Origin of the sequence: Photorhabdus australis DSM 17609 (assembly GCF_000711895.1) — a bacterium.
Classification (GTDB): Bacteria; Pseudomonadota; Gammaproteobacteria; order Enterobacterales; family Enterobacteriaceae; genus Photorhabdus; species Photorhabdus australis.
The window spans coordinates 53,204-67,300 of record NZ_JONO01000023.1; the positions used below are offsets into that span (position 1 = coordinate 53,204).

The window sequence follows — 14,097 nt, forward strand, 5'->3', positions numbered from 1 at the left end:
AGCCAATCACCATGAGTTTGTGAGCTACATTGTAATTAAGATGTAAAGATATTGATAAAAACAATTTCCTGGTCTAAAAAGAAAAGAACAACACAACAGGTCCGACCTCTGACAACTTACCTGACCCTGAGATTAACCAGGAGCTTTTATTATGACCACATTGAGCATTGTTCTATTCTTAGTATTGATTGGGATACTTTGCTATCACAAAGTCACTCTCAGTCTTAGCAGCCTACTACTCCTTGTCTATACCGTCTTGATGGGCGCTATCGATGCATGGAGCTACTGGATGCTGTTACCCATGGCCATTATTCTGTTCCCGCTGAATTTTGCGCCAATGCGTCACTCCTTACTTACTGTTCCGGCCTTAAACGCCTTCCGTAAAGTGATGCCAAGTCTGTCCCGCACAGAAAAAGAAGCGCTTGACGCCGGTACTACCTGGTGGGAAGGAGACCTGTTCCGCGGTAAACCTGACTGGAAAAAATTACATGACTATCCAAAACCTCAACTGACCGCTGAAGAGCAAGCATTTCTCGATGGACCTGTAGAAGAAGCTTGCCGTATGACCAATGATTTCCAAATAAGCCACGAACTGGCTGATTTACCACCTGAGTTATGGCGTTACCTGAAAGAACATCGTTTCTTTGCCATGATTATCAAAAAAGAATATGGTGGTCTGGAATTCTCAGCTTATGCACAAGCACGAGTGTTGCAAAAACTGGCAGGAACTTCCGGCATTCTGGCCATCACTGTCGGCGTACCTAATTCCCTCGGCCCCGGTGAATTGTTGCAGCATTATGGCACCGAAGAGCAGAAAAACCGCTATCTACCTGGGCTTGCCCGTGGTGAAGAGATCCCATGCTTTGCACTGACTAGCCCGGAAGCTGGCTCTGATGCCGGAGCTATCCCAGATACTGGCGTCGTTTGCATGGGAGAATGGCAAGGTAAACAAATTCTAGGTATGCGTTTAACCTGGAACAAACGCTATATCACACTTGCCCCTATTTCTACTGTGCTTGGTCTGGCTTTCAAACTGTCTGACCCAGACCATTTACTGGGTGATACAAAAGAATTGGGCATTACCTGTGCACTGATTCCAACCAATGTACCGGGAGTAGAAATTGGTCATCGTCATTTCCCACTAAATATCCCATTCCAAAATGGCCCAACTCGCGGTAAAGATGTTTTCGTGCCAATCGACTATATCATTGGTGGACCGAAAATGGCCGGACAAGGCTGGCGTATGCTGGTTGAGTGTCTGTCTGTTGGCCGTGGTATCACTTTACCTTCAAATGCAACAGGGGGATTGAAAAGCGTTGCTATGGCAATTGGCGCATACTCTTATATCCGCCGTCAGTTCAAAATGCCAATTGGTAAAATGGAAGGAATTGAAGAGCCACTGGCACGCATTGCGGGTAACGCCTACCTGATGGACGCAGCTTCAACGCTTGCTACAACAGGTATTATGCTGGGCGAGAAACCTTCGGTATTATCCGCTATCGTCAAATATCACTGTACCCACAGAGGCCAGAAATCTGTTATTGATGCGATGGATATTGCTGGTGGTAAAGGTATTTGCCTTGGTCCATCTAACTTCCTTGCCCGTTCTTATCAAGGTGCACCTATCGCTATTACCGTTGAGGGTGCCAATATTTTGACCCGCAACATGATTATCTACGGTCAAGGCGCTATCCGCTGCCATCCTTATGTTCTTGATGAAATGGCCGCAGCTGAAAATAACCGTATTAAAGATTTTGATAAGGCATTGTTTAGTCACCTTGGTCACGTTGCCCGTAATATGTTACGCAGCTTCTGGCTTGGCCTGACTAATGGCCGTACCAGCAGCACACCCGTCAATGACGCAACACGCCGTTACTATCAGCAATTAAATCGCCAATGTGCCAACCTTGCTCTGTTATCAGATGTGGCAATGGGTGTATTAGGTGGCAGTCTGAAACGCCGTGAACGTGTTTCCGCCCGCCTTGGAGATATTCTAAGTCAAGCTTATCTGGCTTCAGCAACGTTGAAACGCTATGAGGATGAAGGTCGTCAGAAAGAAGATTTACCGCTAGTACAGTGGGCTGTTCAGGATAGCCTGTACCAGGCTGAGCAAGCGATAGATAACCTACTACGTAACTTCCCAAACCGACTGGTTGCTGGCCTGATGCGCATTATTGTCTTCCCATTAGGACGCGTACATTCAGCACCATCTGACCATCTGGATCACAAATTAGCACAGCTCTTACAACAGCCTTCAGCTACCCGTGATCGCATTGGTCGTGGTCAATTCCTGACACCAAGCGAGCATAATCCTCACGGATTATTGGAAGAAGCTCTGCAAGATATTATTGCCGCAGAGCCGATCCATGCCCGTCTGAGCCGCGAAGCGGGTAAACGTCTCGGCTTTACCCGCCTGGATAAACTGGCAGAACAAGCACTCGCAGAACGTAAGATTACTCAAGAAGAGGCTGAAATTCTAAGACGTGCTGAAGCAAGCCGTTTGCGCTCTATTAATGTTGATGAGTTTGAACCGGAAGCACTGGCTGTTCCTGCTTCAGTTAAAAAGCCAAAAACAAAAGCGGCCTGATACTGACGACTGAAAAAGAGTGAACATTCATCACGGGGCGATAATTGATAATATCGCCCCGTATTTTATACCCAATAGATTTCAAGTTGCAGTGCGGCGGCAAGAGAACGCATCCCCAGGAGCATAGATAACTATGTGACTGGGGTAAGTGAATGCAGCCAACAAAGAGGCAACTTGAAAGATAGCAGGTATATACTCATGTAAAGGATATTTCTTCCAATACTAATAACTCTTCAATCGTTTGACGACGACGAATCAATTGAAACTTACCATTAATAAACAGCACTTCGGGGATAAGCGGACGGCTATTGTAATTAGAAGACATTGACGCACCATAAGCACCAGTATCATGGAAAACCAAATAATCGCCAACCTGAACAGGTGGCAATATTCTTGGCGCAACACCCCCTCCCTCAACCTGGGTAAAAACATCGCCGGATTCACATAGCGGACCTGCAACTAACGTTTCCCGCAATGGAAATTGCTCGATCTTACGTCCATCAGCAGGCAACACTGAGATATGGTGATAACTGCCATACATGACTGGACGCATTAAATCATTGAACCCCGCATCCACCAGAACATAATTACGGCTACCCATCTGCTTAACCGCCCGAACCTCTGTCATCAGAACGCCAGATTCCGCAACCAAAAAACGTCCCGGTTCAATTTCTAGTTCAACTTTATGACCTAAATGCTGCTCAATTCTTTTACGAGCATCATCCCACAATCCAAAATAATGAGCGATATTAATCCGCTCATCTCCCTGCTGATAAGGAGTTGATAAACCACCACCCGCTGAAATTGCCTGAATATCTTCACCACAGAGAATAACCTGCTCAACCATTGCATCGCACACACTGGCAAGGTGCTGATAATCAACACCAGAACCGATATGCATATGTAAACCAAGCAACTTCAATTCATAGTGACGTATTTTCTCAATTGCCTGTGGCAGATCCTGATACCAAATACCATGTTTGCTGTTTTCACCACCCGTATTGGTTTTCTGGCTATGACCATGACCAAATCCCGGGTTAATCCGTAACCATACCGGATGCCCTTTTCTATATTGACCAATATGCTCCAACATATCGATAGAACCTGCATTTACTGGGATATCCAATTCAGTTACTTGTTGCAACGTCGACACATCGATTAAATCAGCAGTAAAAACAATGTCTGATTCTGCTTGCCCTGGACAAAACCCGGCCAGTAAAGCGCGCTCAATTTCCCCTGGCGAAACAGCATCAACTTTCACACCATACTCACGCATCAAGCGTAAAATATGAGTATTAGAACACGCCTTCTGAGCAAACCTAACTACATCAAACTGACATAACAATTTAATTTTTTGAATAATGGTTTCACTATCGTAAACCCATAACGGGGTACCATACGTTTCTGGCAGACAACTCAAACTCTCCGGCATCCGACCAAGACAACTATTGCGGGTAAAAAGACTCATCAAGGTTTCTCTCACAAAGTCAGCAGATAACCCATTATTGGCAGTAAAAAACAGGAATAAAAATATCCATTTCGTTATAGTCTATTCATCTGTGATATAGAATTATTATCTGGAGGAATAATTTATGTCTTCTTGTTCATGGCGCCATATTGAAATTTTCCATGCGGTAATGACGACAAAAAACCTGACAGAAGCGGCTATTTTATTACAAACATCACAACCAACAGTCAGTCGTGAATTAGCACGATTCGAGCATCTAATACAATTCAAACTATTTGACAGAGTAAAAGGCCGCCTGCGTCCGACAGCACAAGGATTGCGCCTTTTTGAAGAAGTTCAGCGTTCTTATTATGGACTTGAAAGAATAATGAATGCGGCTGAAAGTATCCGCAAATTTCAGCATGCCCGGCTTTCTATTGCTTGCTTACCAGTATTCTGTCAATCATTGTTACCAAAAGTTTGCCACAATTTCACTCGCCAATATCCTGATACCAATTTGACAATCATTCCGCAAGAATCCCCTCTGCTAGAAGAATGGTTGTCAGCTCAACGCTATGACCTTGGTTTGACTGAACATTTGCAAACACCACCAGGTACTCAGAGAGAAACCCTGGTAACGATGAATGAGATTTGCATACTGCCCGTCGCCCATCCACTCAGTCATAAATCATTACTTACTCCGGAAGATTTCAGAGAGCAAAACTTTATCAGCCTGTCGATAACAGACAGCTACCGCCAACTCATTGATGGAATATTTACCGAACATCATGTTAACCGCCGGATGATTATGGAAACTCACAGCGCTGCGTCAGTATGTGCCATGGTACGTGAAGGTATCGGTGTTTCTATTGTTAATCCGTTGACCGTACTTGATTATCTAGACAGCCAAGGCAAATCTGAAATATGCGCTCGCCCATTTAGTATTAACATTCCTTTTACTACCAGTCTGATAAAGCCCATTCATCGCCCTTCTTCTGCGCCAGTCGATACTTTTATTGAACACCTAAAAGCACAAATTGCCCTGTTTCCTCAAAAACTAAAATCAGCTTTTCAGCATTAGTGCTTGCCAGTATGGGGAAGAAGCAAACCATTGAACCAGAAAATCCAGTAATGCTCTCAACGTCGCTGGCATATTTTGACGACTAGCATAAATACCATAAATTCCCATAGACTGAGGTTGATATTCTGGCAACAATTGAATCAATTTTCCTGATGCCAAATGCGAAGCAACAGAATAATAAGGTTGCATGGCGATTCCCGCCCCTTGCAACGTTGCCTCCATTAATACAACCGATTCATTAGCACTTAAAGTACCGCTAACAGGAACAGAATACTTTTCCCCTCGGCGTTCAAATAACCAAAGACTTTTACCAAAGAAGTTATAAGTCATACAGTTATGCAAAGCTAAATCAGCAGGCTTTTGCGGGAGCATTTTTCCTGCCAGATAAGAAGGAGCAGCACAAACTACAGAATGGCATGTTGATAACGGTCTGGCGATCAAATTCGGTTCCAGATTATTCGTGATACGTAACGCTAAATCTATCCGCTCTTCAACCAAATTTATTGCCTTATTGCTCATCTGCATATCAATGGCTATCTGAGGGTAAATTTGCATAAACTCAGGGATAGCGACAGACAGTGCACTCATTGCCAGAGACTGAGAGCTGCTTATCCGCACAAGACCACTAAGTTCCTGTGCCTCCACTGGCTGGTGAACTGGTATTTCCTCTGATAATTGCAATAGTTTACGGCTGCGCTGATAGACAATCTCTCCTGCTGATGTCAGGCTGATCTTTCGCGTTGTGCGATGTAACAGACGTACTCCCGCCCATTTTTCCATTTCAGCCAGATAACGGGATACCATTGCCCGTGACATATCCAACCGTTCCGATGCAGCAATCATGCTGCCTTGTTCTACAATTATAGTGAACACTTGCGCAGCAGTGACTCTATCCATCAATTAGCTCGATTTATGCAACAAATAATTGCCAATTATGTGGTTTTTCCACCGAAAAACGCAACTTATTATAAACCTCGTTCATACAACATCAGGAATTCAATCATGACTCGCAAAACAAAATTAAACATCGCGCTGGCTGGTATCCTTTCTATGGGTACAGTTTCTCTGGCACAAGCCACTGATCTGAAGCTGGACGTTTACAATCCAGGTGAAAAAAGCATCTTTCCTGTCTCTTCTGAAATCATCAGTGGTGATAAAGAAGTTGTATTGATCGATGCCCAATTTCAAAAAAATGATGCTGAAGCACTAGTCAAAAGAATTAAGGATACCGGTAAAAAACTGACCACCATTTACATCAGTCAGTCCGATCCTGATTTCTACTTCGGCCTTGAAGTACTGACCAAAGCGTTTCCTGATGCAAAAGTCGTTGCATCACCAGAAACCATTAAAGAAATCAACCAGACCAAAGATGGCAAACTGGCTTATTGGGGAGGTGTCCTGAAAGAACAGGCACCCAAAAAGGTTATCGTGCCGAAGCCGCTGGAAGGTAACACTTTTACAGTTGATGGTGAAAAGCTGATCGTCGAAGGTCTTGATGGCCCTGCGGCTGACCGTACTTTCGTTTGGATACCAAAACTAAAAGCGGTAGTAGGCGGTGTTACCGTTTCAAGCAACATTCATGTCTGGATGGCAGATACACAGACTAAAGATTCTCGTAAAAACTGGATGCAGACATTAGATCGTATAAAAGAGTTGAAACCGACAATTGTGGTTCCGGGACATTTCATTGGTAATACTCCAATGACGTTGGAATCCGTTCATTTCACGCAAAATTACCTGACTGTTTTTGAGAAAGAATTGTCAAAAACGAAGGATTCTAAAGCACTGATTGCAGCAATGGAAAAGCACTATCCAAAACTTGGAGACAAATCCAGTCTCGAATTAAGTGCTAAAGTGCTGAAAGGTGAAATGAAGTGGCCCCAATAAGTGAATTAACTCTTTCTCAGGAATAAGTAATATGCCCGGAATGACTCTGCATTATATCTATGATCCACTATGTGGCTGGTGTTATGGCGTTTCCTCTCTGATACAAGCAGCACAAGAGGTCGCACATGTGAAAATTGAATTGCATGGCGGCGGCATGCTGACAGGTGATAACAGACGCCAAATAGACAACGCATGGCGTGATTATGTCCTTAGTCAGGATAAACGAATAGCAAGCCTTACCGGGCAAGTTTTCAGTGAACAATATGTCACACTGTTAAACGATAAATCGCTGATTATGGATTCATTACCACCAATATCAGCCATTCTTGCAGCAGAAAAGCTGGCTGGTAAAGGTGTTGAAATGTTACTGGCAGTACAAAAAGCGCATTATGTTCGTGGATTAAAAATCAGCGAAACTGAAACATTATTGAATTTAGCAAATGAATTACAGCTTAATTCACAACTGTTCCAGCAAGAGCTGACACTGAATAATGAATCAGAAAGTCTCCGACATATTAGTAAAAGCCGTGAGCTATTAGCACAAGTCGGTGGCTCAGGTTTCCCCACTTTTATTCTAGAAAATGACAGAAATGAGCTATCTGTTATTTCTCTTGATAAATATCTTGGGCAACCAGAGCGCTGGCAATATGCCCTGATTCACTCTCAATTTTAATACCACAGTTTTAAGACCACAATTTTAAACTCCTGGCGCCCATAACTTAAATCAGTTACCGGGCGCCATCCACGATAACCCATCAACTCCCTTTAAATTCAAGTAGATCATGATGATCGCAGAAATAGCTATATATGGGCCAAAGGCAACAGACTCCTGGTAATTTCCTCGTATTCTCCACATCCACAAACAGCCAATAACACCAAACAGTGAGGATAAAAACATTAATAAAGGAATTGCACCAATCCCCAACCAGGCACTAACCGCCGCCATTAACTTAAAATCACCATATCCTAACCCTTCTTTATGACAAATTATTCTGAATAACCAATAGAACAACCATAAAATCAAATAACCCGCAATCGCACCTGTCACAGCTTGTTCGATAGGCACAAAAGTTTGATTCAAATTTAATAATAATCCTAACCATAAAAGGGGATAAATTATTATATCTGGCAATAACTTAATTTTCATATCAATAAAAGAAAGTATAATTAGCATCCAAATAAACATTAAAACAATATATAAATAAAAATCCAATGGAAAATAAATCATAAAAAAAGCCGTTATAAACAGTGTCACCAATTCAACCTGGAAATAACCAAAAGCTATTTTTTCATATCCATAAATAATCTTAGGAAATAATGATATCATTTTATTCAGAGTTATTCCTGCTACTATTCCAGTAAAAACAGCCAGAATACAAACATTAATATTAAAATACACTTAATAAAACACCCCTAACTTTATTATATAATTAACGTTTTAATTAAATAACAAAACAAATATTCATTATATTTTTAGCATAAAAAGATAATAATAAACCTTTCTACTTTAAAACAACAAAATAAATATAAAACAATCAAATTAGATATAAATATGCGAGCGGACTCGCAATATCTATCCAGAGATAAAAATCAGTGTTAGAGATAACTTGATAGTTGGATTGGGCCTCCCTTATCATAGTCACCATTATTTATTGCCATGTGTACAGCTATACCCCGCAGATAAGGAAAGAAAAGCATGCGTATACCCCGCATTTATCATCCGGAATTACTCTCATCTAACACTGAAATTTATCTGAGTGATGAGGCAGCTAACCATGTCGGGCGGGTACTCAGAATGAGTCATGGTCAACAGCTACAATTATTTGATGGCAGTAATCAAATCTTCAATGCTGAAATTACAGAAGCCAATAAAAAATCGGTCAAAGTACATATCAGTAATAGCACATTTGCCGATAATGAATCACCGCTTAATCTCCATCTGGGGCAAGTCATATCCCGCGGTGAGAAAATGGAATTCACCATCCAAAAATCTGTAGAGTTAGGAGTAAATACCATCACACCGCTAATATCCGAGCGTTGCGGTGTAAAACTGGATGGAGACCGACTGGCTAAGAAACTTCAACAATGGCAAAAGATCGCTATTGCCGCTTGTGAGCAATGCTGTCGTAACCGTATACCTGAAATTCGTCCAGTTATGCAACTTGAACAATGGTGTGCGGAAAATGACGGTAGTTTAAAATTGAATTTACATCCACGAGCCAGCCAAAGCATCAACACACTGCCTTTACCTGTGGAAAAAGTACGTTTACTGATTGGCCCTGAAGGTGGTTTATCAACAGATGAAATTGCTATGACGGCTAACTACCAATTTACTGATATCCTGCTAGGACCACGCGTCCTGAGAACAGAAACCACAGCGCTCACCGCAATTACTGCATTACAAGTGCGTTTCGGCGATTTGGGTTAAGGAGAAAGAATGATCAAACTCGGAATAGTGATGGACCCAATTTCATCCATCAACATCAAGAAAGACACAAGTTTTGCTATGCTATTGGAAGCACAACGCCGTGGCTGGGAACTCCATTATATGGAGATGAGCGATCTCTATTTACACCAAGGAGAAGCTCACGCACGTACCCGCCTATTGCAGGTAGAAAACAACCCTCAGCAATGGTATCAACTTAATAAAGAACAGGATCTGGCATTAGAAACATTAGACGTTATCCTGATGCGTAAAGATCCCCCATTCGATACTGAATATATTTACACTACATATATTCTAGAGCGTGCTGAGGCGAAAGGTGCTCTTATTGTCAATAAACCCCAGAGTCTGCGCGATTGTAATGAAAAACTATTCACAGCCTGGTTCCCTGATTTAACGCCAGATACATTAGTTACCCGCAATGCTATTCGCCTGCGTGAATTCCATCAGAAACATGGTGATGTCATCTTTAAGCCTTTAGATGGCATGGGTGGTGCATCCATATTCCGCCTGAAAAAAGATGACCCAAACGTTGGTGTTATTATTGAAACCCTGACGGAACATGGCAGCCGCTTTTGCATGGCACAAAATTTCTTGCCTGCGATAAAAGAAGGCGATAAGCGGGTATTAATTGTCGATGGTGAACCTGTTCCTTATTGTCTGGCGCGCATTCCAGCGCAAGGTGAAACTCGTGGTAACCTTGCTGCAGGTGGCCGTGGTGAAGCACGCCCACTTTCAGAAAGTGACTGGGCTATAGCCAAAGCTGTTGCTCCTACTTTACAAGAAAAAGGGTTAATTTTTGTTGGACTGGATATTATTGGTGACAAACTAACCGAAATTAATGTCACCAGCCCAACCTGTGTACGCGAGATAGAAGCCGCTTTTCCTGACATTTCAATAACTGGCATGCTGATGAATGCTATTGAAAAACGATTAGAGAAATAAAAAACTCTTTTTGTTAATTTGCCTGTCAAGATTTGTCATTTACACTTTTAGCCCACATACTATGGGCTAAATAACTCTCACACAGCCAAGTTAATTACTAAAAATAAAATGAATCTACAGCACCATTTTCTTATCGCCATGCCCGCATTATCTGATCCTTACTTCAAACGCTCAGTTGTTTACATTTGTGAACACAATGAAAATGGGGCAATGGGATTGGTGATAAATAAACCTATTGAGCAAATCTCTGTTCGGAAAGTTCTACAAAAACTGAAAATATCACCAGAAGATCAGGATGAAAGTATCAATCTAAATAAACCTGTCATGACGGGAGGCCCCCTTGCTGAAGATCATGGTTTTATATTACACACGCCAAAACCAGGTTTTAGCTCAAGTATTAAAATCTCTGATGACACAATGATAACTACATCCAAAGATGTACTTGAAACCCTGGGTACGCCTCGTCAACCAAAACAGGTATTAGTCACGCTGGGATACGCAAGTTGGGAAAAGGGTCAACTCGAAAAAGAGATAATGGAGAATAGTTGGCTGACAGCAAACGCAGATCCACATATCATTTTCAACTCACCAATTGCGGACCGCTGGCGTGAAGCTGCATCTTTGCTCGGCATCAACATCTACAATATTGCTTTACAAGCAGGACATGCATAGATGAATAACCGCACAATAATGGCTTTCGATTTTGGCACCCGCAGCATCGGCGCAGCTATTGGGCAGGAAATTACGGGTACTGCCAGAGCATTAACCTCGTTTAAAGCCACGGATGGTATCCCTAACTGGCAACAAATCGAAAAATTACTCAAAGAATGGCAACCTGATCTGGTTATCGTTGGCCTGCCTCTCAACATGGATGGTACTGAGCAATTTGTAACAATACAGGCCCGTAAATTTGCAAACCGGCTGCATGGCCGGTTTGGTGTACAAGTTGAGCTACAGGATGAACGTCTGACAACTGTTGAAGCCCGTGCTCATCTATTTGACCGTGGTGGTTACAAAGCCTTAGATAAAGGAAAAGTAGATGCTGCATCTGCTGTCATTATTCTAGAAAGTTGGTTTGAGCAACATTATTAACAAAAGTCACTAATAGCACTTTCTTTAACTTTCACCCCTTCCTGTTCTGCGAGTAATCCCTGTAATTTACGCTGCTGCCAGCCTTGCTCATAGGTTTGCATCCCACTGGCAGCGCCTGTCTGCATAAGCGTTAATATCTGATGATTTTTCCCCTCCCGTATCAGATGACTAACCGCTTGATTAACTACCAATATTTCATACACAGCAATTCGCCCTCCTCCCCGCGCCGAAACTAATTGCTGTGCTATCACTGCCTTTAAACTCCCTGCCAATTGGCTACGTACCCATCCTTTTTCTTCAGCTGAAAAGATATCCACCAGCCGGTCGATTGTCTGTATAGCCCCTCTGGTATGTAAAGTTGAAAATACTAAATGCCCGGTTTCTGCCGCAGTTAACGCCAGGCGAATTGTCTCTTTATCCCGTAGTTCACCCAACAGTAGTACATCAGGATCTTGTCGGAGAGCCCCTTTCAATGCTTCTTGATAGCTGGACGAATCCAAACCAATTTGTCGTTGTTGTATCAGGCAATTGCGACTACGATGGACAAATTCCACAGGATCTTCCAATGTAATAATGTGCTGACAACAATAACTATTCAGCATATTCACAATGGCAGTTAACGTTGTTGACTTCCCACTACCTGTAGCCCCCGTTACCAGGATCAATCCACTTTTTTCTCGCAAAATCATTTCACCGATAATGTCAGGCGCTTTTAATTGCTCCAAAGTCAGGCACTGAGATGCAATTAAACGTAAAACTACTGACAACCCAGATTGCTGGCGAAAAAAGTTCCCTCTCAATCTTTGACCATTTTCCGTCTCCAGCACAAAATCCACATGTCCACTAATTAATAGCTGTTGCCGCTGATTTTCTGATAAAAATTGCCGTCGCCACTCTTCCAGCAATGCATTATTTACCGATGGCAGTTGAGTTTGTGGATAAAGCGCACCATCTATACGTAATACAGGAACCTGCCCAACACAAAGATGCAGATCTGAAGCATTATGCTTTACACTAAGGGCCACTAACTTATCCATATTCATTTTTTAATCTCCTGAGTCACCATGAACAATATTGAACAAAATTTACAAGATGTCAGGACCCACATAGCCATTGCCGCACAGAAATGCGAACGCGCTCCAGAAGAAATCACCCTACTTGCAGTAAGTAAAACTAAACCTGTGGAAGATATCGAAAAAGCCATCACTGCCGGACAACGCCAGTTTGGTGAAAATTATGTGCAGGAAGGGGTAGAAAAAATTGCTCATTTTGCAAATCGTGATGATCTGGTATGGCACTTTATCGGTCCATTGCAGTCCAATAAAAGCCGGTTGGTAGCAGAAAATTTTGACTGGTGCCACACCATTGACCGCCTAAAAATAGCACAACGACTGAACGAACAACGCCCAGAAGGAATGAAACCACTGAATATTCTTATTCAAATAAATATCAGTGATGAACAGAGCAAATCAGGTATTCAACTTGATGAATTATCAATGCTGGCAGCCGAAGTGAATAAACTTCCCAATGTGAAGCTACGCGGTTTAATGGCAATCCCGGCACCGGAGCCTGACCATGAACGTCAATTAGTGGTTTTCAGGAGAATGGAGCAAGCTTTCCTGAATCTGAAAACTAAATATTCTCAAATAGATACCCTTTCAATGGGGATGACTGACGATATGGCTGCTGCTATTCATTGTGGTTCCACATTAGTACGAATTGGAACAGCCATTTTCGGTGCACGTCAGTATCACAACTGACCATTTCAACGCTACGAGGTATTTAATGGAAAAACGTAAAATTACCTTTATTGGTGCAGGAAATATGGCTCACGCCATCATTGCTGGATTGGTAAAAGGAGGTTATCCCACTGAGTTAATTAATGTTTGTTCTCCAGGTAATACTCGCCGTGATGTACTGGCAAAAGAATATGGCGTCAACAGCAGCAGTGATAATATTCGCTACGCACAGGAAGCTGATGTTATTGTTCTGGCGGTAAAACCGCAAGTGATGGCAGATGTTTGCCAACCTCTAAAAGATCACGTGGATTTCAGTAACAAACTGGTTCTGTCTATCGCCTCAGGTATTTCCGTTGCACGCTTTAATGCTTTATTACAAGGCAAACTTAATATTGTTCGTATCATGCCAAACACGCCGGCATTAGTTGGTCAAGGATTAAGTGGATTATTCGCATCTGAACAAGTCAGCCGGTCTGACCGTGATTTCACTCAAGCATTAATGAACAGTGTCGGTAAAACCTATTGGGTAAAAGATGAAAACGGCATTAATGACATTATCGCCGTAGCAGGCAGTGCACCGGCTTATTTCTTCCTATTTATGGAATCAATGCAACAGGAAGCAGAACGTTTAGGTTTTGATAGCCAAACAGCTCGTGAAATTGTGTTGCAAACGGCAATAGGTTCTGCGGCACTGGCCGCATCAAATGTCGATCTCCCTTTTGCAACCCTGCGTGAACAGGTAACATCTAAAGGCGGTACTACTGCGGAAGCATTACGTATCTTTTACGAAGGCAAATTGCCGGAAACCGTATCCAACGCTATGCAGGCGGCTATTCGCCGGGCACAGGAAATGGAAAAACAATTTTAATTTTATCA

Annotated in this window: 14 protein-coding genes; 10 read left to right on the top strand and 4 right to left on the bottom strand. The window is 42.5% G+C overall.

The window, feature by feature from the left end; genetic code table 11:
• Positions 1-151 precede the first annotated feature (151 nt).
• Positions 152-2,587, top strand: coding sequence for an acyl-CoA dehydrogenase FadE (gene fadE, locus BO26_RS07640; protein ID WP_036770633.1), 2,436 nt, complete (start codon positions 152-154; stop codon positions 2,585-2,587).
• A gap of 196 nt (positions 2,588-2,783) precedes the next feature.
• Here the strand turns inward: fadE and lysA are convergent, their stop codons facing one another.
• Positions 2,784-4,055, bottom strand: a complete 1,272-nt coding sequence (gene lysA, locus BO26_RS07645) for a diaminopimelate decarboxylase (protein ID WP_036770636.1) — start codon at positions 4,053-4,055, stop codon at positions 2,784-2,786.
• A 124-nt stretch (positions 4,056-4,179) separates the two neighbouring features.
• Here lysA and BO26_RS07650 point away from each other — a divergent pair, with 124 nt between their 5' ends.
• Complete coding sequence (locus tag BO26_RS07650; protein ID WP_036770638.1) at positions 4,180-5,115, top strand: LysR family transcriptional regulator; 936 nt, start codon at positions 4,180-4,182, stop codon at positions 5,113-5,115.
• Here the strand turns inward: BO26_RS07650 and BO26_RS07655 are convergent.
• Positions 5,098-6,012 carry a LysR family transcriptional regulator gene (locus tag BO26_RS07655; protein ID WP_036770639.1) on the bottom strand — a complete coding sequence of 305 codons (915 nt, stop codon included), beginning with the start codon at positions 6,010-6,012 and terminating at the stop codon, positions 5,098-5,100. The two genes, BO26_RS07650 and BO26_RS07655, sit on opposite strands and share 18 nt — an antisense overlap.
• 105 nt (positions 6,013-6,117) lie before the next feature.
• Between BO26_RS07655 and BO26_RS07660 the strand changes: the two genes are divergently transcribed.
• Entirely contained in the window at positions 6,118-7,002 is an 885-nt protein-coding gene (locus BO26_RS07660) for an MBL fold metallo-hydrolase (RefSeq protein ID WP_036770641.1), read from the top strand.
• Between the two features lie 31 nt (positions 7,003-7,033).
• Positions 7,034-7,675: a DsbA family protein gene (locus tag BO26_RS07665; RefSeq protein WP_036770643.1), complete on the top strand. Its 642-nt coding sequence runs from the start codon at positions 7,034-7,036 to the stop codon at positions 7,673-7,675.
• Between the two features lie 51 nt (positions 7,676-7,726).
• Here the strand turns inward: BO26_RS07665 and BO26_RS07670 are convergent, their stop codons facing one another.
• Entirely contained in the window at positions 7,727-8,401 is a 675-nt protein-coding gene (locus BO26_RS07670) for a prepilin peptidase (RefSeq protein WP_036770646.1), read from the bottom strand.
• A 297-nt stretch (positions 8,402-8,698) separates the two neighbouring features.
• On the opposite strand from BO26_RS07670, the gene rsmE reads away from it, so the two are divergent.
• The 4 genes from rsmE (at position 8,699) to ruvX (ending at position 11,482) form a co-directional block, all read left to right on the top strand.
• A complete protein-coding gene (gene rsmE, locus BO26_RS07675; RefSeq protein ID WP_036770648.1) occupies positions 8,699-9,430 on the top strand; it encodes a 16S rRNA (uracil(1498)-N(3))-methyltransferase in 732 nt (243 codons plus the stop codon).
• 9 nt (positions 9,431-9,439) lie between these two features.
• Positions 9,440-10,390, top strand: coding sequence for a glutathione synthase (gene gshB, locus BO26_RS07680; RefSeq protein ID WP_036770650.1), 951 nt, complete (start codon positions 9,440-9,442; stop codon positions 10,388-10,390).
• A gap of 108 nt (positions 10,391-10,498) precedes the next feature.
• Positions 10,499-11,062: a YqgE/AlgH family protein gene (locus BO26_RS07685; protein WP_036770653.1), complete on the top strand. Its 564-nt coding sequence runs from the start codon at positions 10,499-10,501 to the stop codon at positions 11,060-11,062.
• Entirely contained in the window at positions 11,063-11,482 is a 420-nt protein-coding gene (gene ruvX, locus BO26_RS07690) for a Holliday junction resolvase RuvX (RefSeq protein ID WP_036770655.1), read from the top strand. It abuts the gene before it with no gap.
• On the opposite strand, the gene BO26_RS07695 is transcribed toward ruvX, so the two are convergent.
• Positions 11,479-12,525 (bottom strand): type IV pilus twitching motility protein PilT, encoded by a 1,047-nt coding sequence (locus tag BO26_RS07695; RefSeq protein ID WP_036770657.1) that lies wholly within the window; start codon positions 12,523-12,525, stop codon positions 11,479-11,481. The two genes, ruvX and BO26_RS07695, sit on opposite strands and share 4 nt — an antisense overlap.
• Before the next feature lie 21 nt (positions 12,526-12,546).
• Here BO26_RS07695 and BO26_RS07700 point away from each other — a divergent pair, with 21 nt between their 5' ends.
• Both BO26_RS07700 and proC read left to right on the top strand, forming a co-directional pair.
• Positions 12,547-13,242, top strand: coding sequence for a YggS family pyridoxal phosphate-dependent enzyme (locus BO26_RS07700; RefSeq protein WP_036770659.1), 696 nt, complete (start codon positions 12,547-12,549; stop codon positions 13,240-13,242).
• Positions 13,243-13,267: 25 nt separating this feature from the next.
• Positions 13,268-14,089: a pyrroline-5-carboxylate reductase gene (gene proC / locus BO26_RS07705; protein WP_036770661.1), complete on the top strand. Its 822-nt coding sequence runs from the start codon at positions 13,268-13,270 to the stop codon at positions 14,087-14,089.
• Positions 14,090-14,097: the final 8 nt, after the last annotated feature.

Excerpts from the sequence above, each read along its gene's own strand:
- BO26_RS07660 (WP_036770641.1), top strand. The coding sequence starts at position 6,118 with ATGACTCGCAAAACAAAATTAAACATCGCGCTGGCTGGTATCCTTTCT.
- rsmE (WP_036770648.1), top strand. The coding sequence starts at position 8,699 with ATGCGTATACCCCGCATTTATCATCCGGAATTACTCTCATCTAACACT.
- BO26_RS07665 (WP_036770643.1), top strand. The coding sequence starts at position 7,034 with ATGCCCGGAATGACTCTGCATTATATCTATGATCCACTATGTGGCTGG.
- BO26_RS07650 (WP_036770638.1), top strand. The coding sequence starts at position 4,180 with ATGTCTTCTTGTTCATGGCGCCATATTGAAATTTTCCATGCGGTAATG.
- ruvX (WP_036770655.1), top strand. The coding sequence starts at position 11,063 with ATGAATAACCGCACAATAATGGCTTTCGATTTTGGCACCCGCAGCATC.
- gshB (WP_036770650.1), top strand. The coding sequence starts at position 9,440 with ATGATCAAACTCGGAATAGTGATGGACCCAATTTCATCCATCAACATC.
- fadE (WP_036770633.1), top strand. The coding sequence starts at position 152 with ATGACCACATTGAGCATTGTTCTATTCTTAGTATTGATTGGGATACTT.
- BO26_RS07685 (WP_036770653.1), top strand. The coding sequence starts at position 10,499 with ATGAATCTACAGCACCATTTTCTTATCGCCATGCCCGCATTATCTGAT.
- BO26_RS07700 (WP_036770659.1), top strand. The coding sequence starts at position 12,547 with ATGAACAATATTGAACAAAATTTACAAGATGTCAGGACCCACATAGCC.
- lysA (WP_036770636.1), bottom strand. The coding sequence starts at position 4,055 with ATGAGTCTTTTTACCCGCAATAGTTGTCTTGGTCGGATGCCGGAGAGT.
- BO26_RS07655 (WP_036770639.1), bottom strand. The coding sequence starts at position 6,012 with ATGGATAGAGTCACTGCTGCGCAAGTGTTCACTATAATTGTAGAACAA.
- BO26_RS07695 (WP_036770657.1), bottom strand. The coding sequence starts at position 12,525 with ATGAATATGGATAAGTTAGTGGCCCTTAGTGTAAAGCATAATGCTTCA.
- proC (WP_036770661.1), top strand. The coding sequence starts at position 13,268 with ATGGAAAAACGTAAAATTACCTTTATTGGTGCAGGAAATATGGCTCAC.